Here is a 19,489-nt window from a genome sequence, read left to right on the forward strand (position 1 = left end):
TTGAAGGAACCGCATGCCGTCCAAAAACAACATCACCTCTGTGCGCAAGCGCCCCGGACTGCTGGCGGCGATCGCGCTGGCGCTGGGCGCCGGCCTGTTGGCCGGTTGCCAGGCGACGTTTTTCGCCGGGCTCAACGCGACCAGCCGGCACGGCGACGTGGTCATCGACCACGACGTGAGGTTCGATCCGGAACATGGCCTGGCGATGGACATCTATCGCCTGCCGCATACCGAGCACGCGCCGGTGGTGGTCTATTTCTACGGCGGCAGCTGGAAATCCGGCAAGCGCCAGTGGTATCGCTTTGTCGGCGAGGCGCTGGCCAGGCGTGGCCTGGTGGTGATGATTCCGGACTACCGGCTGTGGCCGACAGTGAAACTGGACGGCTTTATGCAGGACGGCGCCAGCGCTGTGGCATGGACGCATGCGCACGCCGGCGAATACGGCGGCGACAGCAACGAACTGTTCGTGATGGGTCACTCCGCCGGCGCGCACATCGCGGCCTTGCTGGCCACCGACGATGAGTGGCTGGCTGCCGACGGCATGCACGCGAAGCAGCTGGCGGGCTTTATCGGCCTGGCCGGACCGTACGATTTCCTGCCGCTGAAGGATCCGGATTTCGTCGACATGTTCGGCCCCACGCACGAAGCGCAGCTGCGCTCGCAGCCGGTGCATTTCGTCAACGGCGACGAACCGCCGATGCTGCTGTTGCAAGGCACGACCGACAAGATCGTGTGGCCGCGCAATACGCTTTCGCTGGCGGCGGCGATGCGCCGCGAGCACGAACCGGTGCAGGTGAAACTGTATCCGGACATCGGCCACTTCGCGCTGCTGTTTTCCCTGTCGCAGCAGTTCCGCGGCAAGGCACCGGCGCTGAACGACACGGTGGATTTCATCCTTGCGCAGGTGACGCAGCGGCGTCAGGCGTCCGCACCGACGGCACCCTAAGACGGGACGTCACCTTAAAAACGCCGGGCGTTGAAGCCCGGTGTTTTCGTTTGCGGCGGCCGGTCTCAGCCGAACATCCGAGCGATCAGCGCAGGATGGATGCCGGATCCTGTTTGGCCTTGAGCGCGCTGCAGAGCTGGATCGATTCACTGGTCTGCGCCAGGCCGCGGTCGATGCCCGCCGCATCTTTCAGACGCGGCTTGAAGAAGGCCTGTAGACGATCCACCTCGGCGGTCGAACAGCCGCCGCCCGCTGCAAAGCGTGGCAGAGCACCACCGGCGAAGCTGCCCGTGCGCGCCAAAATCTGCGGGTAGTGCGCAGTAAACCAGAACCACAGCGCATCACGCTGTACCTGCGTATCGCGACCACCACGCACCAGCGAATCCATCTCGCCGACCTTGACCGGCTTGGTCAGGGCAAAGTCGCGCACTTGGTTGGTGAGCGCGGGGTCTTCGACGCTGGCCAGACCGGCCAGCATGCTGTTGCGCAGCGCCGCATCGCTGGTCTGCGGCAGTTCGGCGATCAGCGCGTCGACCACCGGCTTGCCCTGCTCCTGCACCGCCACGCCCAGCGCGTCACCGAGCAGATCGGGATCGGCCGCGGAGAGATTCAGACGTCCATTCGGCTGACGCTCGAGCGCGGCCTCGCCCTGCTTGAGCAACTCGGCGCGCACTTCGGGCAGCTTGTACTGCAGGCCCAGCGCACCGGCCAGCGCGCTGCGCAGCAGCGCATCATCGCCAGACTCGCCGTCCTTGCGCTGATAGCCGAGCTGCTGCAGACGCGGCAGATAGGCGTCTTTCACCCAGGCGGCAAGTTTGCTGCGCTGGGCATCGGTACTGGCTTCGTTGCGATAAATCCATTCGACCTGGTCGAGCGGCGCAGTCGCCACCACCAGAATCTTCGAGGAGGTCAGCGGCTTCAGCGCGGCCAGCGCCGCGCCGGCGTCGATGTCGCCATGCCGGAAGCTGGCGTCGATGGCGTCGGCATAGGCCAGCTGCTCGGCGTCGCTGAGCTGGCCGACGTGCGCGGTCAGATCGCTCAGCTCCTGCTTGCCCAGACTGAAGCGGTAGTAGCCGCTGGCATTGGCGTTGGGCATGATCCAGGTCGGCTGGCTGGCGCCCGGCAGCACCATGCTGCCGCTGGCCTTGGCGAGCACGTCGCAGCTCACCTTGCTGCCATCGGCAGTACCGTAGCGCACGCATACCGGAATGCCCCATACGCGCTTGCTGTCGCCCGTGCTGCCGACCGGCAGGAACCGGCTCTGGCTGAGTTTCAGCACGGTCTTGCCACCCCGCTGCTCCAGCGACGTCTGCACATACGGCACGCCGGACTGGCCGAGGAAGCTGTTGAACGCCTGCTTGAAATCGTCGCCCTTGCCGGCGGCCGTGGCGATGGCGGACACCAGATCGTCCGCTACGGCGTTACCGAACTTGTGTTTCTGGATATACGCCTGCATGCCTTTCTGGAAGGTTTTTTCGCCGACGTAGTTTTCGAACATGCCGATGACGCTGGCGCCCTTCTGGTAGGTGATGCCGTCGAAGGCGGTTTCGATGTCGCCATTGCCGGTGATCGGCTGGCGGATCTTGCGCGCGCTGACCAAGCTGTCGTTGGCCATCGCGCCCTGCGCGCCGGTCACGCGATCGAGGTCGGCGCGGTATTCCGGATGCACCTGCTCGGTGACCTTCTGCTGCATCCAGGTGGCGAAGGCTTCGTTGAGCCAGATGTCGTTCCACCATTCCAGTGTCACCGTATCGCCGGTCCACTGATGCGCCAGCTCGTGCGCGGTGACCTTGAACGAGTTGCGCACGTTGCGCGCCGGGGAATCCTTATCCAGCAGCAGCAGCCAGTCGCGGAAGGTGACCAGCCCCGCGTTTTCCATCGCGCCGGCGGAGAAGTCCGGCGCGGCCAGCACGTCGAGCTTGTCCCACGGATAACCGAAGCCGTAATAGTTTTCCAGCGCATGGATGATGCTGGGCGTTTCGCCCAGCACATGCTGCATGCGATGCGCCTCGCCATCGGAAGCGATGCCGCGCAGCGGCAGCGGCGTGGTGCGGTAGGCATCCGGCGAAATATCCGGCGCCGTGGCGATGCTCCACGGACCGACGCCGAAGGCGACCAGATAGGTCGGCAACGGCAGCGTCGGCGCGAAGTCGAGCGTCTTCCAGCCAGCTTCGGCCTTGCTCTCCTTCACCTGCTGGGTGTTGGCGACCGCGGTGTCCTTGTCGGGAATCGTCAGGCTGATGGTGAACGGCGTCTTGAAGCCCGGTTCGTCGAAACTCGGAAAGGCGAAGCGCGCGCTGATCGGCTCCATCTGCGTCATCGCGTAGGGCTGTCCCTTGGCCGATACCTTGTACAGGCCTTGCAACTGCGCGTTGAGCGGCGCGGTGTAATCAAAGGTCAGCGTCAACGTCTGCGGCTTCAGCGTGGTGCCGAAATCCACGCGGGCCACGCCGGCCTTCGCATCGGCCACGGTGTAGGTGCCGGCATACGTGGCGCCTGCCGCGTCAGTGACGGCGACCTTCGACACCTTCAATTCGGCACCGTCCAGCCACAGGTGATCGGAAGCTTTGGAGAGCTTGACGGTAATGTTGGTGGTGCCGGAAAAATCCTCCCGTGCCGGATCGACCTTGAACGACAGCGCATACGACTGCGGCACCGCCCACTGCGGCAGCCTGCCCTGCGGCACCTGATCGGTAGTGGCGGCAAACGCGGCAGCGCAGCAGCTGGCCAAGGCCGTGAGCAGAAGAGGACGAACAAAACGACGCATGGAAGACCCTGGTACCGAAAAAGTAAACGCCCACGCTAAGCGGCGTATGACTTTCGACACAGTGCCAGAAGGCATGCCCGGGTAGCGCCCGCGCACAAAAAACCCCCGGCCATCACTGACCGGGGGCGTATGTGTTGCCTGGCTCAATGCGGCATCGCTGTGGCGAATCAGCCGGCGACGTCGGCCTGCTCGAGCGCCACGGCCACCGCGTGGATGACGGCAGCGATGCGTACGGCGCTCTGGATCGGTTGCGCCGACAGGCCATGCTTGCGCAAGGTCTTTTCGTGCGACTCCAGGCACATGCCGCAGCCATTGACCGCCGACACGGCCAGCGAGGCCAGCTCGAAGTCGACCTTGTCGCCACCGGGATTGGCCATCGCATTCATGCGCAGGTTGGCGCGCAGCGTGCCGTACTCGGCATCGCCAACCAGATGGATGAAGCGGTAGTAGATGTTGTTCATGCCCATGATCGACGCAGCCACGCGCGCGCCTTTGAGCTCGTCTTCGCTGGCATGCTGCACGGCCAGTTCGTTGATGGCCGCAGTCAGCGGCTTGTAGCGCGACGCGATCGCCGAAGCCAGCGCGATCACCACAATCTGCTTCTGGCTCAGGCCAGGCGCGCCGCCCTCGGTCAGCACCGACTCGAGATTTAGGCGCAGGTCCTTGGCATAGTCGGGCAACTGGCTTTTCAGATCGGCAAGACTCATGGAACACCTCGGTAAAATTTCGGGAGTAGATAAAAATTCGGGGCAAAAAAAACCGGCGGCGAAGCGAACCTCGCCGCCGGTGCCCGCGCGTCAGCGGGGGAGGGACAAACTCTGACGCGCGGGGTCTTGCGAGCAATCGACCGTCGGCATGCGCCGGCTATCAGGCAACCTGCAGGGTCTCTTCACCCTTGCTCCAGTTGCACGGGCACAGCTCGTCGGTCTGCAGAGCGTCCAGCACGCGCAGCACTTCCTGCGGGTTGCGGCCGACCGAACCGTCGGTGACGTAGACGAAGCGGATGATGCCGTCCGGATCGACCAGGAAGGTAGCGCGCTGCGCCACGCCGTCGTCCCCCAGGATGCCCAGAGCCGAGGTCAGGTCTTTCTTGATGTCGGCCAGCATCGGAAACGGCAGGTCGCGCAGATCCTTGTGATCCTTGCGCCAGGCCAGATGCACGAACTCGCTGTCGGTGCTGGCAGCCAGCACCTGGCAGTCGCGGTCGGCGAACTGGCTGTTCAGGTCGCCGAAGCCCTTGATTTCGGTCGGGCAGACGAAGGTGAAGTCCTTCGGATAGAAAAACACCAGCAGCCACTTGCCCTTGTAGGTGCCATTGTCGATCGGAGCGAAAGCCTTCTCGACGCTCTCGGTAGAGACGGTCGCGAGGAGGTTGAACTGCGGAAACTTGTCGCCGATGGTCAGCATGGTTTTTCTCCAATGGTGGGGGTGTGGCAAATTGACGCCCTGCAGAACAGGTGGCTATTTTTTGAGCAGCCATCCCATTTGCAACGTGTCGCGATGCACCATGCTACGCAGACGACGCAGATTGTTCAAATTGATGGTTTACATCACAATCATAGGCGACGACTATCACGGCAATCGACTCCGCCCATGAATCTGCGCGACCTGCACTACCTCGTAGCTCTGGCCGAACACCGCCATTTCGGCCGCGCCGCCGAGGCCAGCTTCGTCAGCCAGCCGACCCTGTCGACCCAGATCAAAAAGCTGGAAGAGGAACTCGGCGTGACGCTGGTCGAACGCATGCCGCGCAAAGTGCTGCTCACTGAAACCGGTCGCGAAATTGCGCGCCGCGCACGCATGGTGCTGGCCGAGGTCGACGAGATCAAGGCCACTGCCCAGCGTACGCGCGACCCGGAAGCCGGCACCCTGCGGCTGGGCATCTTTCCTACCCTCGGGCCCTACCTTCTGCCCCATGTAATACCTCTGCTGCGCCACCGTTTTCCGCGGCTGGAGCTGCTGCTGACCGAGGGCAAGACCGAGAACATCATCCACATGCTGCGCGACGGTTCGCTCGACGCCGGCATTCTGGCGCTGCCGCTGCACGAGGATTCGCTGCATTCGGAGTTTCTGTTTGAAGAACCCTTCGTGCTCGCCGTGCCGAACAACCATGCGCTGGTGAAACAGAAGGGCCGGCTCAAGCTGTCCGACCTGGCCGCGGAACGGCTGCTGCTGCTCGAGGACGGCCACTGTTTGCGCGATCAAGCGCTGGAAGTGTGCCAGCTCGCCGGCGCCGGCGAAAAAACGGGCTTCCGCGCGACCAGCCTGGAAACCTTGCGGCAGATGGTGGCCGCCAACGTGGGCATCACCCTGCTGCCCACGCTGGCGACCAAACCGCCGATGGCACGCACCGACAACGTGCATCTGATCGAATTCGCCGGCCATCCGCCGAGCCGGCGTATCGCCATGGTGTGGCGCAAGAGTGCCTCGATGACCGGCTTTCTAACGCGTCTGGCCAAGGTGTTCCAGGAACTGCCGCCGGAGCTGTTTGTGCCGGGGATCGAGGCGGCCAGAAAGGCGAAGCGGGCCAAGGACTGATTTCGCCGCGGTCGAACCCGTGTACCGCTCCAGCGCGTCATTCAGCCCACCGGCAAAGGCCAGAGCGTCATGCGTCGATTACTGATCGCCCTTTTGGCCTTGCTGGTTGGCTGGGGAGCCCTCTCCCACTGGCGCCATCGCGCGGTAACGCCTCCCGCGGGCGTGCTGGCGCCAGATGTGCCACTGCAGGAGGATTTCGGCGCCGATGCGCCGGTTCTGCAGAAAAACGATGTCACCCTCACCACGCGCGCGCACTTCGTGGTGACCGCACGCGTGCTTTCCCGCGAAGACTATTCGTGGGGCGACGATGCCAAGCTGATCCCCGAAGACCTCGCGCTCGGTTGGGGCCGCATGTCGGACAGCGCCGTGCTGGCCAATATCAAGATCACGCAGTCCGATCGTTTTTATTACTGGCGCGTCGAACAGTTTCCGATTCCCCGCCGCGAGATCGAAACCTCCAGCGCCAACATGCACATGATCCCGGCCGATGCCGGCGTCAAATACGAACTCGAGCACGTGCGCGTCGGCCAAGTGGTGCACTTCGAAGGCTTTCTGGTCGACGCCAGCCGTCCGAACGGCTGGCGCTGGAAAACCTCGATGACGCGAGACGATGTGGGTGCTGGCGCGTGCGAGCTGGTGTATGTGGAACAGTTCGCTGTCGTGAAGCCTTAGCGTCCATCCGGCGGCCATGGCGGGGCTCGATTCGCTCAACGTCAGTAGTGAACCAGACTGTGCAGAGGCGAGTCGTGCGGCCAGCGGCTTCGTCCATCGAGTGCATCGAGCTCGATCAGGACGCTGGCGCCCGTCACCTCGCCGCCCAGCCGCCCGACCAATGCATGCGCGGCGGCCAGCGTACCGCCGGTCGCCAGCACATCATCGACGATCAGCGCACGCTGCCTGGGCAGAAGCAGGCCGGTGCTGGCTTCGAGCCGATCGCTGCCGTACTCCAGCCGATAATCCACCGTCACGACCGGCGGCGGCAACTTGCCGGGCTTGCGCAGCGGTACAAAGCCGACCCCCAGCTTCTGCGCCAGCGCCACGCCGACGATGAAGCCGCGCGCCTCGATGCCGCAAACCACATGCACGCGCTGGTCTTCCCAAGGCTCCGCCAGCGCATCGAGACATTGGGCAAAGGCCCGACTGTTGGCCAACAGCGGCGTGATATCGCGAAAGGTCACTCCGGCAACGGGGAAGTCCGGAACGGCGCGAATCAAAGGGGCAATATCGTTCATGGCTGATGGCTTACCGCGCTGGCTGCGCGGCCTGATCTGGGTGGGATAAAACGGCTTAGCCGGCGGCTAGCAGAACGCAGCCAGTGGATCGTCCGGCGCATCCTCCCGCGCCTTCATCGCCAGCCTCGCCTCGCTCAGCTGCGCCTCCACGTCTCTGACGATATCGCTGGCCGAAGGCAGGCTAGATTCGGGCACCATCACGGCGATGTAATCCATGGCCGGCAGCTGGCCGACGGCGCCGGTCAGGTATTCGCCAGCGATGAAAGCCGGAATGTCCTCGGCCTCCAGCGCATCCTTCACCAGATGGGCGTCAAACAGGTTGGCGGCGCGATAAATGATCTGCATGCCTCGAAAGCTAACCCCCGCAGGACCGATCGGCAAGCCGTACCGCGACTCCCCGGCACGGCCGCTTTCTGCGCCCGGTGGCAGCGACAGGGTAAACTGGCACGTTTCCGCTACTGCCCGCGAGTTTTTGCACGATGTCGACCGAAAACCTCACCGTCGAACCTGTCATCCCGGCCACATCGAACGGGACGCCGACCGTGCAGCAGAATTTCATCCGGCAGATCGTGCGCGACGATCTCGCCACCGGCAAGCACCGCGCCATCCACACGCGCTTTCCGCCGGAGCCCAACGGCTATCTGCACATCGGCCACGCCAAGGCGATTTGCCTGAATTTCGGCATCGCCGGCGAGTTCAAAGGCTGGTGCAATCTGCGCCTGGACGATACCAACCCCGGCAAGGAAGACCCCGAATTCGTCGAAGGCATCAAGGACGACGTGCAGTGGCTCGGCTTCGAATGGCACGACCTGCGTCATGCCTCGGACTATTTCGAGGTGATGTACCGCGCCGCCTTGAAGCTGATCGAGGACGGCAAGGCGTATGTCGACGATCTCAACGCCGAAGAAATGCGCGAGTACCGCGGCACGCTGACCGCCGCCGGGCGCAATTCGCCGCACCGCGAGCGCAGCGTCGAGGAAAACCTCGACCTGTTCCGCCGCATGCGCGCGGGCGAATTCGCCGACGGCAGCAAGACGCTGCGCGCGAAGATCGACATGGCCTCCGGCAACATGAACATGCGCGACCCGGCGATCTACCGCATCCGCAAGATCGCCCACCAGAACACCGGCAACGCGTGGCCGATCTATCCGATGTACGACTACGCGCACTGCCTGTCCGACGCGCTGGAAGGCATTACGCACTCGCTGTGCACGCTGGAATTCGAGGATCACCGCCCGCTGTACGACTGGTTTGTCGACAGCGTCGATCTGCCGAACCATCCCGAATTGTGGACGTCGCTGCTCGACGCCGGCGTACGCACCCAGCCGGCCAAGCCGCGGCAGATCGAATTCTCGCGCCTCAACCTCAGCTATTGCATCACCAGCAAGCGCAAGCTGGCGCAGCTGGTCGCGGAAAACTTCGTCGATGGCTGGGACGACCCGCGCATGAACACGCTGCGCGGCCTGCGTCGCCGGGGCTTCACGCCGGCCGGGCTGCGCCTGCTGATCGAGCGTGTGGGCGTGAGCAAGCAGAACAGCGTGATCGACTACGCGATTCTGGAAAACTGCATCCGCGAAGATCTCGACGTCACCGCGGCACGGCGCATGGCCGTGCTCGATCCGCTCAAGCTGGTGATCGCCAACCTGCCCGCGGATCACGAAGAAACGCTGCGCTTCGCCAATCACCCGAAGGACGAAAGTTTCGGGCAGCGCGACGTGCCCTTTTCGCCCGCGCTGTGGATCGAGCGCGAGGATTTCGCCGAAATCCCGCCGAAGGGCTTTCATCGCCTGAAGCCCGACGGCGAAGTGCGCCTGCGCGGTGTCGGCATCATCAAGTGCGAGCAGGTGATCAAGGACGCTGACGGCCATGTGACAGAGCTGCATTGCACGCTCGATCCGGAAACGCGCCATGGCATGCCCGGCGCGGACCGCAAGGTCAAGGGCACGATCCACTGGGTCAGCGCCAAGCATGCGGTGGCCACCGAGGTCCGCATCTACGATCGTCAGTTCAATGTCGCCGCGCCCGAAAGCGAGGAAGACGGCAAGACCTGGCTGGAGCACATCAACCCGCAGGCCAAGCGCGTGGTGCACGCGTGGCTGGAACCGGCCGCGGCAAACGTCGCGCCGGAACAGCGCTTCCAGTTCGAGCGTCTGGGCTATTTTGTCGCCGACCGCGTCGACCATCAGCCCGCGAAACCGGTATTTAACCGCACTGTCACCTTGCGTGACACCTGGGCGAGGCAAGCTGGGCAGTAAAGGGAGGGAACGTCATGCTTCCACTGCAGATCCATCTGACCTTGCCGCCCTGGATGGGCGATGTCGTCGATATGGGCCGCGCTTACCTCGGCGATAAAGAGCGCGTCGGGCTGGCGATCGAGCTGTCGCGGCGCAACGTGGCCGAGCGAAGCGGCGGTCCTTTCGGCGCGGCCGTTTTCGATGCGGCGAATGGACGTCTGATTTCCATCGGCGTCAATCGCGTGGTGCCTCAAAGCTGCTCGGTAGCCCATGCGGAAATCATGGCGCTGATGGTGGCGCAACAACGCCTGACACAGCACCGCCTGAATCAGGACGGTGGCCGCTACGTGCTAGCCACCAGCGCACAGCCGTGCTGCCAGTGCTACGGCGCCACGGTGTGGGCCGGCATCGACGAGCTGCTGATCGGCGCCCGCGCCGACGATGTCGAGGAACTCACCGAGTTCGACGAAGGCCCGCTGCCGAACGACTGGATCGGTGAACTGGCGCGGCGCGGCATCGCCGTACGTCGCGACATTCTGCGCGATCGCGCCCGCGCGGTGCTGGCCGATTACGGCGCCAACGGTACGCCGTATTGAATCGCCTGCGCGCCTCGCTACCGCTTATCCTGCTGATACTGGCCGGTATCGTGCTGTTCGCGTCGGGCGCGCTCGATCGGTTCACACCGCAGCGGCTGGTCGCACATCAGGCCCAGATCCATGCGCACATTGCCGCGCATCCGTGGCTAAGTCGGCTGGTCTTTGTCGGCCTGCTCACGCTGACCACCTGCACCGGCATTCCTGGCGCCATCATCGTGATCCTCGCCGGGGGTTTCGCCTTCGGCGTCGTCGAAGGCACGCTGTGTTCATCGATCGCGCTGACGCTGGGCTCGCTGGTTCTCTTTCTCGCCAGCCGCTATGCGTTCGGTGCAGGCAACCGCCAGGCGCCGGCTATCGTGGCGAAACTGCATCACGGATTCGAGTGTCATCCGGTGAGTTACACGCTGTTTCTGCGCTTCCTGCCTATTCTGCCGTTCGGCGGCGTCACCGTCGGACTCGCCTGGCTGCGCTGTCCGCTGTGGCTGTTCATCGGCGCGACTTGGCTGGGCGGTACGATCACGCTGATTTTCGAAACCTCGATCGGCGCCGGCATCGGCACGGTGCTCAGCCAGAGCACGAGCTTCAGCATGGATCTTTTCATGCATCGCGAAGTGCTGCTGCCATCGGCCGCACTTGCCGTGCTGGCGCTGCTGCCGCTGTTGATCGAGCGGCTGACGCGTCGTTACCGAAAGACCGGCCGGTCTGCGCAGTGATCCGGCGCGACTCGACAGCGACAGCGAGAGCTCACAAAAAAGGCGCCCATGAGGCGCCTTGAATTTTGGTGGGTCGTCCGGGATTCGAACCCGGGACCAATAGATTAAAAGTCTACTGCTCTACCAACTGAGCTAACGACCCGACTAGCGAAAGCCAGCCCACAATTTTACGGGCTGGGGCGCATCGGCACAAGCAGACACGCTCACACGTAGCGGGTGGGATCGGGCAGTCCGGCATCACGGAAGCCCTGCGCACGCAGCCGGCAAGCGTCGCAGTGGCCGCAGGCGCGACCTTCGCTGTCGGCGTTGTAGCAGCTGACGGTCGCGGAAAAATCGATACCGAGGCGCCGACCCTCGCGCGCGATATCGGCCTTGCCCATACGCATCAGCGGCGCGTGGATGCGCATCCCCGCACCCTCCACGCCGGCCTTGGTCGCCACATTGGCCAGTGTTTCGAAGGCTTCGATAAAGGCCGGACGACAGTCCGGATAGCCGGAATAGTCCACCGCGTTGACGCCGCACCAGATGTCGCTGGAGCCCAGCACCTCGGCCCAACCCAGCGCGATCGACAGCATGATGGTGTTGCGCGCAGGCACATAGGTCACCGGGATATCGGTGTTGTCCACGGCATCCAGCGGCACGTCGATGTCGGCAGTCAGCGCGGAACCGCCGATGCTGCGCAAATCCACCGTCACCGTTTTATGTTCCACCGCGCCGAGCATGCTCGACACGCGCGCCGACGCGGCCAGCTCGGAGCTGTGACGCTGTCCGTAGGCGACGCTGAGCGCGTACACCCGGTAGCCCTGCTCGCGCGCCAGCGCGATGGTGACAGCCGAGTCCATGCCGCCGGAGACCAGCACGACGGCGCGAGGTAGAGATTTTTCTGACATGAGATGTTCCATACGATGCTGACCGGTCACCGGCCACGAACGCCACCGGCAGCACAGGCCGGCGCGCGGTTTTTACCGGCGCTTGCGGCAACATCGCCACAGCGCGGATTTGCTGATCTTCGCGTTAGAACGCGCAAATCATTTTCCGGCCGCATCGTCCCAAAGCAGCTTGTGCAGCTGCAGCTGGAAACGCACCGGCAGCTTGTCTTCGATGATCCACTCGGCCAGATCGCGCGGCTGCACCGAACCATGCACGGGCGAGAACAGCACCATGCAGCGCTGCGCCAGCACGTGTTCCTCCAGCATCGCGCGCGACCACTCGTAATCGGCGCGGCTGGCGATCACGATCTTGATCTGATCGTGCGGCAGCAGGTGATCGAGGTTCGACCAGAGATTGCGCCCGCTCTCGCCGGAATCGGGCGCCTTCAAATCCATCACCTTGCGCACGCGCGGATCGACCGGCGCCACGTCGATCGCGCCGGAGGTTTCCAGCGACACGTCATAGCCGGCATCGCACAGTTTCTTCAGCAGGATCAGGCAACGCTTCTGCGACAGCGGCTCACCGCCGGTAACGCACACATGCCTGACGCCATGCCTGGCGACCTCGGCGAGAATGTCGTCGATCGCGTGCCAGTCGCCGCCGTAGAACGAATATTCGGTATCGCACCACACACAGCGCAGTGGACACCCGGTCAGGCGCACAAACACTGTGCGCCAGCCGATCGCATCGGCCTCGCCCTGGATCGAGTGGAAAATCTCGGTGATGCGCAGCCGTTCGGCGACGGGCGAGGCTGGCGTGGCGGAGACCACGCGGGCGTTTTCAGCGCTCACCCCCACGGCCTCAGTTGGCCGAGGACTGCTGGATCTGACGCAGCCGTTCCTTGGCCAGGCTCGCCGCCTTGGAACCGGGATACTTGCTGCCTACCGCCGTCAACGTGGCCTTTGCCTGCGGCACCTGCTTCAGCTCGATCTGGCAGTAGCCCAGCTTGAGCAAGGCATCCGGCGCCTTTTCACTTTGCGGAAACTGCGTCAGCAGATGCTGGAACGCCTCGACCGCAACGGGGTAATTCATCGTGGCGTAGTACGACTCGCCCAGCCAGTAGAAAGCATTGGGCGTCAGCGCATCGCTCGGGTATTTCTGGATGAAGCCGCGAAAATCGCGCGAGGCCGATACGTAGTCGCCGGCACGAATCGCCTTGAAGGCGACATCGTAAGCCGCCGCTGCACCGGGATCGGCGGCGGCAGGGGGGCTGGCGGCGGCACCGGCGGCTGGCGTGGCAGCGGCCGGCGCAGGATTCTGGGGTGGCGCGGGAGGATTGTTGGCCGGCGGCTTGGCGGCATTGGCGCCCGCGCCGTTTTCGAGTCGACTCAGACGGGCATCGATATCGCCGTACTGGGCTTTGTTCTTGTCGTCGAGCTGCTGCTGGCTGTGCTGCAGTTCCTCGATCTGACCTTGCAGCTGCTGCACCTGAGCCTGCAGTTGCTGCATCTGGTTGACCATGCCGATGCCGCCCTGGTCCTTGTTCTGTGCCTGTTGCTCCAGTCGCGTGACGCGGTCGGCGAGACTCAGACGCGAGTCCTGCGCGATGGCCGCGGACGCAAAAAACATGGCGGACGCTAACGCGCCCGCCATGCTTGTTCTGGCTGCAAAGCTGATAGCCAGTTTCTTCTTCATGCGTGCTGATTACTCGGCGGTGTAGACGATCTCGACGCGACGATTCTTGCTCCAGCAATCCTCGTTGTGCTCGCGGCAGACCGGCTTCTCTTTGCCGTTGCTGATCACGTTGATCTGGCTGGCCGAACCGCCGGCAGCTGTCAGCGCATCGGAGACAGCCTTGCCGCGACGCTCGCCGAGGCCCAGGTTGTACTCACGCGTGCCGCGCTCGTCGGTGTTGCCTTCCAGACGCATCTGCGAGGTCGGACGGTCCTGCAGGTACTTCGCGTGGCAAGCCACGATCTGCTGGAACTCCGGCTTGATCTCGGTCTGGTTGAAATCGAAGTACACCACGCGCTGGCGCAGGCAAGCGTCGGTTTCCAGGTCGCCCAGCTTGTATTTGCCGGCGGTGTTGTCACCCTGGCTCATCGCGCTGTTGTCGACGGGGGCCGGCTGAGCGGTGGGCTTGACGGCTTTCTTGGAGCAGGCAGCCGCGCTGACGCACAGCAGAGCGACCAGGGCAATACGTACGGTCTTATTCATGGTGACATTCCTTAACGGTTGAGTTTCCGACAACGATGACGATGGGTACCGGGACAGCGACGCCGGTGGGCCGGCTGTTATTTTGACACTACTGTGAGCGCGATTGTGCATCATCTTGCGCAACCACGCGAGACGACCACGACACAGTGAAGTGTCGCGGCCGAAATAAAACGTTCGCAGCGTCGTTGCCCCTTCCTTGGAGGGTCGATGCCAGCGCGTAATCGCGGGCCGGCATCTTGCAAGAATCAACGCTCGCGGTACGGCCCCCATGCGGGTTCACGCACATCACCGTCGGACAACACGAGCCGCTGGCGAACATTGCCATCGGCCGATACCGAATACAGCACACCGCGCGTCCCCTCGGTGGCGGCATACAGCAACATGCTGGCGTTCGGCGCAAAACTCGGGGATTCGTCATAGGGACCGGGCGACACAAAGCGCACCTGACCGCCCAGACTCTGGTCCATGATCGCAATACGATACACGTTGCCGTTGCCCTGCACCATCGCGATCTGCTTGCCGTCGTAGCCCACCGAGACGTTCTGGTTGTTCTGACCCTGGAAGCTGATGCGCGTCGCCGTGCCGCCACTGGCCGGTATCTGATAGATCTGCGGTTTACCCGAACGATCGGAAGTGAAGTAGATCGTCTGGCCATCCGGCGACCACACCGGCTGCGTATTGATGGCGAGGTTGTCCGAGGTCAATCGGGTTTCCTGGCGGCTGGCCATGTTCAGCACGTAGATGTTCAAGTTGCCCGAGAACGACAGCGCCACGGCCAGCTTGCTGCCGTCGGGCGACCAGGCCGGCGCACCGTTGATGCCCTTTGGGTGCGATTCCACCAGCTGGCGCGAGCCGGTGGTGATGTCCTGCACGTAGATGTTGGAGTTGCCGCTTTCGAACGAAACATAGGCGATCTTCTTGCCGTCCGGCGACCACGCCGGCGACAGCAGCGACTCCTTCGAACGGGCGACCACCTGCGGGTTGAAGCCGTCGGAATCGGCGACCAGCAGCGAATAGGTCGTGTTGTTGCCAAGGCCGACGGCCGTGATGTAGGCGATGCGAGTCCAGAAAGCGCCGCGCACACCGGTGATCTTTTCATAGATCGCGTCGGCGATCTGGTGCGCGACGTTACGCAGATCGCCTACCGGCGCCGGCTGCATCGCCTGCGAGAGCAGGCTCTGCTGTTTGTTCACATCCCACAGCTCGTACTCGACCTGGACCATGCCGTTGCCGGCGTCCTTGAGTCGGCCGACCACGATGTAGTCCTGCTTGAGCAGACGCCAGGTCGCGAACTTGATGTCAGAGCCCTGCGACGGCAGCTCGACGATACTGGCCTTGTCCAGCGCACGAAACTTGCCGGAGCGGTTGAAATCGTTATGGATGACGTCGGCCACGTCGGTCGGCGGCTGCGATCCGCCCTGCAGGGCGAACGGCACGACGGTGATCGGAGTGGCGGTCTTGACGCCACCGACGATGTCGATCTTCAAAGACTGCTGCGCGTTAGCGGAGGTAGCGAAGATCGCCACGAAGGCCAGCAGGATGAAGGCGAAGCTTGAGCTGAGTTTGCGCATGGGCTTGATCATTGCGGCCTGAAGGTGAAGGTAAGGTTGCGACGGAACACGCTTTCGAAGCCTTTATAAGGCAAGGTCTTGGTACGAAGAACAGCATTTTCGACCGAACGTTTGCCCGCATCGTCATACGGGCAGTTGGCTGCGGCGGTGGCGCTGATCACGTCGCCGCCCGGCGATTGCACGATGTTAACGTCGCACGGCGCCGCAGCGATGTTATCCGGCCGCAGCCAGTTCGGCGTGACCGCATTCTGAATGGCGGCCGCGTACGCGCTGCTGAGATCGGTGTGATCGCTGTTGTTGCCGCTCTGCAGCTGGTCGGCCTTGGGCAGATCTGGCTGGTTCTGGTCGCTGGCCAGATCCTCCATCTGCTGCTTGGCCTGCTTGGCCTTGCTGTCGAGCTTTTTGGTCTGATCGGCCGCCGCATCCATCTTTTTGAATAGTTCGTCGACCTTTTTCTGCTCTTCCTGCTTTTTCTTTACCGCCTGCGCATCGAGCTCGGACTGGCGCTGCTGCTCCTTTTCTTCCTGGAGCTTCTTCGCGTCCTCGGCTTTCTGCAGCGCGTTCTCGACCACTTTCTCCTGATCCACCGTGTCCGGGTGCTCCGGCGGCGGCGGCAGGGTCTTGATCTTGGGCTCGTCCGGCTTGGGCGGCGTCGGCGGTGGCGGCGGCGTGGTCGGCGGCGGTGGCACCGTGTCGGTCACCTTGCTCTTCACGGTTTTCGGCGGCGGGCTGCCGGTCGGGCCAATGAAAACGGCTTGGATCACCTGCCCCTGCAGATTCAGCGGCGGTGTACAGGTGATCGGATTCATCCACGCGGGCAGGCCCAGCGCGTTGATGAAGTTTTCGAAGCTCGAGCACGGCAGCGTCGCGAGGAACAGAAACGCCACGATACCGACGTGCAGGATGGCGGAAAGTATGACCGCCTTCGGCGTGCCCTTACTTTCGTCCATTCGTCCCGCCCGACCCCGGCTGGCTCAGCAGTCCGATCTTGCTCACGCCCGCCTGCTGGAGAATCGGCAAAATCACGTAGACCTTGCCGTAAACCGCGTTCTTGTCACCGGCAAGTATTACCTGCAGATCCGGATCGGCCTGCTGGAAAGCGGTGATCTTGGCCGTGAACTCCTCGATGCTTACCGGCTCGGCCTTGCCGTCGCCGACCTTGAGCGAGATCTGGCCGTTCTCTTCGATCGACACGACCACCGGGTCCTTGATGTCCTTCAACGATTTGGCGTTGCTTTCGGGCAACTGCACCGGCACGCCGAGGCTCTTCATCATCGGCGTAGTGACCATGAAGATGATCAGCAGCACCAGCATCACGTCGATGTAGGGTACGACGTTGATCTCGGACTTGAGCTTGTAGCGTTTGCGACGCTGGGAAATGGCCATGAATGCTGCTCCGCTCAGACCACGTCGTCGGTCTGGATCTGCCGCTGCAGCACGGAGGAAAACTCTTCCTGGAACACTTCGTAATGCGAGGCCACGCGTTCGACCTTGGTGGCGAAGCGGTTGTAAGCCCACTGCGCCGGAATCGCGGCGAACAGGCCCATGGCGGTGGCGATCAGTGCTTCGGAGATGTGCGGCGCGACCACGGCGATAGTCACGTCCTTCATTTCACCCAGACCCTGGAACGCACCCATGATGCCCCACACCGTACCGAACAGGCCCACGTAGGGGCTGATCGAACCGACGTTGGCGAGGAATTCCAGGTTGCGCTCCAGCAGGCCGATCTCCTTGGTGCCGGTGACGCGCATGGCGCGCTCGGAGCTCTCCACCACAGTGCGCACGTCGTGCGTCCTGCGCTGGCGCTGACGCGCGAACTCGCGAAAGCCCGACTCGAAAATGTTCTCGATGCCGCCGGCACCGCCGCGATTGCTCACCTCGCGAAACAGCTGCGCCAGATCGCCGCCGGACCAGAAGCGCTCCTCGAACGCCTCGGCGTTTTCCATCGCGGCCTTGGTCTGCGAATGCTTGCGGATGATGATCACCCACGACATGAAGGAAAACACCACCAGCACCAGCAGCACCAGTTTCACCGGGATGCTGGAATCGGAGATCAGCGAAAAAATATTCAGTCCACCGTTCATTGCTTGAGGGTTCTCCGCCGGTCGGCTTGATTGAGGTAAAACTTAGGTTGTCGGGTTTGCGCCCGCGTCGATCGTATGGCAATCCGATCGCGCGAGCTTGTGTCGACGGGCCAGACAGTCAGGTCCGAACCCGCGTTTCGAAATTCAGGCGATGGAACCGGCGGGAAAAAGGTCCGCCGGGATTTGTGTCGGCCGCATGCGCTCGAGCTCGACGCAAGCGGCCCGAACCGTGGCTCGGACCAGGCATGTGCCGTCGCCGCGCAGCACGGTCTGTGCGAACAGGATACTGGCTGCACGGCGCTCTTTGACGTCCACCGTTACCGACAGTTCATCATCCAGCAGGGCGGGCCGGACGAAATCGATCTGCATATCCTTCACCACAAAGCCCAATCCGGTCGCCTTGCGCAACATCGACTGGTCAATACCGATGGCTCGCAGCCACTCGCTGCGGGCACGCTCGAGAAAGCGCAGATAGCTGGCGTGGTACACCACGCCGCCGGCATCGGTATCTTCCCAGTACACGCGCACCGGCCAGTGGAAGGGCAGCAGGGTTTCAGACATCGCCGACATCCGCCTGAAAAAGATCGGCCGACTGCGTCGCCCGCGGCGGCGGCGCCAGGCCCAGATGGCGCCAACCCTTGGCGCTGACCATGCGACCGCGCGCCGTGCGGATCAGATAACCCTGCTGGATCAGATACGGCTCGACCACGTCTTCCAGCGTGCCGCGGTCCTCGCTGAGCGCCGCGGCCAGCGATTCGACGCCGACCGGGCCGCCGTCGAAGTTCTCGACGATCAGGCTGAGCAGACGCCGGTCGAGTTCGTCGAAACCTTCCGGGTCGATCTTCAACATGTCCAGCGCGGCCTTCGCCGCTGCGAGAGTGATCTCGCCTTCCGCACGCACTTCGGCGTAGTCGCGCACGCGCCGCAGCAGGCGGTTGGCGATGCGCGGCGTGCCGCGCGATCGGCGCGCGATTTCGGTAGCACCCTCGGGGGCACACACAATGCCCAGAATGCGCGCGGCGCGGCGCACGATCTGGGTGAGTTCGTCGGTGGAATAGAATTCCAGCCGCTGCACGATGCCGAAGCGGTCGCGCAGCGGCGCCGTGAGCATGCCGGCGCGGGTGGTCGCGCCGATCAGGGTGAACGGCGGCAGGTCGAGCTTGATCGAGCGCGCGGCCGGACCTTCGCCGATCATGATGTCGATCTGGAAATCTTCCATCGCCGGGTACAGCACCTCCTCCACCACCGGCGACAGCCGATGGATCTCGTCGACGAACAGCACGTCGTTCGCTTCGAGATTGGTCAGCAGCGCGGCCAGATCGCCGGCGCGCTCCAGCACCGGGCCGGAGGTGGAGCGCACGTTGACGCCCAGCTCGTTGGCGATCACGTGGCTCAGCGTGGTCTTGCCCAGGCCGGGCGGCCCGAAGATCAGTACGTGATCGAGCGCGCCGCCGCGCCTGCGCGCCGCCTCGATATAAATCGACAGCTGCTCACGCACCGCCTGCTGGCCGAGGTATTCGGCGAGTCGCCGCGGGCGGATGGTGGCTTCGAGGGCCGCGTCATCCAGCTGTGCGGCGGCAGTGATGATTCGCGCTTCGGTCATACGGAAATTATGGCAGGCAGGAACGGGGAACGGGGAACGGGGAACGGGGAACGGGAAAGAGCGTAGAGAGCAAAACGCGGGCGCGCGCAAAATTTTTACGCCCAACAGATTCATATAG

At 63.6% G+C, this 19,489-nt stretch carries 21 protein-coding genes and 1 tRNA gene; 6 read left to right on the forward strand and 16 right to left on the reverse strand.

Annotated features, from left to right (window positions below; all coding sequences use genetic code 11):
* Positions 1-13: 13 nt before the first annotated feature.
* Positions 14-946 carry an alpha/beta hydrolase gene (locus HDE78_RS06415; RefSeq protein WP_179477708.1) on the forward strand — a complete coding sequence of 311 codons (933 nt, stop codon included), beginning with the start codon at positions 14-16 and terminating at the stop codon, positions 944-946.
* An 85-nt stretch (positions 947-1,031) separates the two neighbouring features.
* On the opposite strand, the gene HDE78_RS06420 is transcribed toward HDE78_RS06415, so the two are convergent.
* The 3 genes from HDE78_RS06420 to HDE78_RS06430 all read right to left on the reverse strand — a co-directional run bounded on the left by HDE78_RS06420 (position 1,032) and on the right by HDE78_RS06430 (position 5,120).
* Positions 1,032-3,713: a M1 family metallopeptidase gene (locus HDE78_RS06420; protein ID WP_179477709.1), complete on the reverse strand. Its 2,682-nt coding sequence runs from the start codon at positions 3,711-3,713 to the stop codon at positions 1,032-1,034.
* Positions 3,714-3,880: 167 nt separating this feature from the next.
* Positions 3,881-4,420, reverse strand: a complete 540-nt coding sequence (locus HDE78_RS06425) for a carboxymuconolactone decarboxylase family protein (protein WP_179477710.1) — start codon at positions 4,418-4,420, stop codon at positions 3,881-3,883.
* A 160-nt stretch (positions 4,421-4,580) separates the two neighbouring features.
* A complete protein-coding gene (locus HDE78_RS06430; protein WP_179477711.1) occupies positions 4,581-5,120 on the reverse strand; it encodes a peroxiredoxin in 540 nt (179 codons plus the stop codon).
* Between the two features lie 186 nt (positions 5,121-5,306).
* Between HDE78_RS06430 and HDE78_RS06435 the strand changes: the two genes are divergently transcribed.
* The gene (locus HDE78_RS06435) at positions 5,307-6,251 is read left to right on the forward strand and encodes a LysR substrate-binding domain-containing protein (protein ID WP_179477712.1); all 945 of its coding nucleotides are present in this window, start codon (positions 5,307-5,309) and stop codon (positions 6,249-6,251) included.
* Between the two features lie 69 nt (positions 6,252-6,320).
* Complete coding sequence (locus HDE78_RS06440) at positions 6,321-6,923, forward strand: hypothetical protein (RefSeq protein ID WP_179477713.1); 603 nt, start codon at positions 6,321-6,323, stop codon at positions 6,921-6,923.
* 41 nt (positions 6,924-6,964) lie between these two features.
* On the opposite strand, the gene HDE78_RS06445 is transcribed toward HDE78_RS06440, so the two are convergent.
* Positions 6,965-7,483 carry an adenine phosphoribosyltransferase gene (locus HDE78_RS06445; protein WP_179477714.1) on the reverse strand — a complete coding sequence of 173 codons (519 nt, stop codon included), beginning with the start codon at positions 7,481-7,483 and terminating at the stop codon, positions 6,965-6,967.
* Between the two features lie 66 nt (positions 7,484-7,549).
* The gene (locus HDE78_RS06450; protein WP_179477715.1) at positions 7,550-7,828 is read right to left on the reverse strand and encodes a DUF2007 domain-containing protein; all 279 of its coding nucleotides are present in this window, start codon (positions 7,826-7,828) and stop codon (positions 7,550-7,552) included.
* 134 nt (positions 7,829-7,962) lie between these two features.
* Between HDE78_RS06450 and HDE78_RS06455 the strand changes: the two genes are divergently transcribed.
* The 3 genes from HDE78_RS06455 to HDE78_RS06465 are packed head-to-tail and all read left to right on the forward strand — an operon-like array spanning position 7,963 to position 11,026.
* Positions 7,963-9,738, forward strand: a complete 1,776-nt coding sequence (locus tag HDE78_RS06455) for a glutamine--tRNA ligase/YqeY domain fusion protein (protein WP_179477716.1) — start codon at positions 7,963-7,965, stop codon at positions 9,736-9,738.
* A 14-nt stretch (positions 9,739-9,752) separates the two neighbouring features.
* Positions 9,753-10,313 (forward strand): nucleoside deaminase, encoded by a 561-nt coding sequence (locus tag HDE78_RS06460; protein ID WP_179477717.1) that lies wholly within the window; start codon positions 9,753-9,755, stop codon positions 10,311-10,313.
* Complete coding sequence (locus HDE78_RS06465; RefSeq protein WP_179477718.1) at positions 10,310-11,026, forward strand: VTT domain-containing protein; 717 nt, start codon at positions 10,310-10,312, stop codon at positions 11,024-11,026. The genes HDE78_RS06460 and HDE78_RS06465 overlap by 4 nt, the downstream gene beginning before the upstream one ends.
* Before the next feature lie 66 nt (positions 11,027-11,092).
* Here the strand turns inward: HDE78_RS06465 and HDE78_RS06470 are convergent.
* The 11 genes from HDE78_RS06470 to ruvB all read right to left on the reverse strand — a co-directional run bounded on the left by HDE78_RS06470 (position 11,093) and on the right by ruvB (position 19,371).
* Positions 11,093-11,168: transfer RNA gene (locus HDE78_RS06470), tRNA-Lys, on the reverse strand.
* A gap of 61 nt (positions 11,169-11,229) precedes the next feature.
* Positions 11,230-11,916: a 7-cyano-7-deazaguanine synthase QueC gene (gene queC / locus HDE78_RS06475; RefSeq protein WP_179477719.1), complete on the reverse strand. Its 687-nt coding sequence runs from the start codon at positions 11,914-11,916 to the stop codon at positions 11,230-11,232.
* A gap of 138 nt (positions 11,917-12,054) precedes the next feature.
* Positions 12,055-12,747: a 7-carboxy-7-deazaguanine synthase QueE gene (gene queE / locus HDE78_RS06480; protein ID WP_179477720.1), complete on the reverse strand. Its 693-nt coding sequence runs from the start codon at positions 12,745-12,747 to the stop codon at positions 12,055-12,057.
* 10 nt (positions 12,748-12,757) lie between these two features.
* On the reverse strand, positions 12,758-13,549 hold the full coding sequence (gene ybgF, locus HDE78_RS06485) for a tol-pal system protein YbgF (protein ID WP_179477721.1): 792 nt from the start codon (positions 13,547-13,549) through the stop codon (positions 12,758-12,760).
* A gap of 51 nt (positions 13,550-13,600) precedes the next feature.
* Complete coding sequence (gene pal, locus HDE78_RS06490) at positions 13,601-14,113, reverse strand: peptidoglycan-associated lipoprotein Pal (RefSeq protein ID WP_179477722.1); 513 nt, start codon at positions 14,111-14,113, stop codon at positions 13,601-13,603.
* 245 nt (positions 14,114-14,358) lie between these two features.
* Positions 14,359-15,696, reverse strand: a complete 1,338-nt coding sequence (gene tolB / locus HDE78_RS06495) for a Tol-Pal system beta propeller repeat protein TolB (RefSeq protein WP_179477723.1) — start codon at positions 15,694-15,696, stop codon at positions 14,359-14,361.
* The gene (locus HDE78_RS06500) at positions 15,693-16,634 is read right to left on the reverse strand and encodes a cell envelope integrity protein TolA (RefSeq protein ID WP_179477724.1); all 942 of its coding nucleotides are present in this window, start codon (positions 16,632-16,634) and stop codon (positions 15,693-15,695) included. The genes tolB and HDE78_RS06500 overlap by 4 nt, the downstream gene beginning before the upstream one ends.
* Positions 16,621-17,070 carry an ExbD/TolR family protein gene (locus tag HDE78_RS06505; protein WP_179477725.1) on the reverse strand — a complete coding sequence of 150 codons (450 nt, stop codon included), beginning with the start codon at positions 17,068-17,070 and terminating at the stop codon, positions 16,621-16,623. Before HDE78_RS06505 ends, HDE78_RS06500 begins: the two co-directional genes overlap by 14 nt.
* 14 nt (positions 17,071-17,084) lie before the next feature.
* Positions 17,085-17,768 carry a protein TolQ gene (gene tolQ, locus HDE78_RS06510; protein WP_179477726.1) on the reverse strand — a complete coding sequence of 228 codons (684 nt, stop codon included), beginning with the start codon at positions 17,766-17,768 and terminating at the stop codon, positions 17,085-17,087.
* A gap of 144 nt (positions 17,769-17,912) precedes the next feature.
* Entirely contained in the window at positions 17,913-18,329 is a 417-nt protein-coding gene (gene ybgC, locus HDE78_RS06515) for a tol-pal system-associated acyl-CoA thioesterase (RefSeq protein WP_179477727.1), read from the reverse strand.
* On the reverse strand, positions 18,322-19,371 hold the full coding sequence (ruvB, locus tag HDE78_RS06520; RefSeq protein WP_179477728.1) for a Holliday junction branch migration DNA helicase RuvB: 1,050 nt from the start codon (positions 19,369-19,371) through the stop codon (positions 18,322-18,324). Before ruvB ends, ybgC begins: the two co-directional genes overlap by 8 nt.
* Between the last annotated feature and the right edge of the window lie 118 nt (positions 19,372-19,489).

The sequence above is a fragment of the Rhodanobacter sp. K2T2 genome (genome assembly GCF_013408815.1).
Taxonomy (GTDB): Bacteria; Pseudomonadota; Gammaproteobacteria; order Xanthomonadales; family Rhodanobacteraceae; genus Rhodanobacter.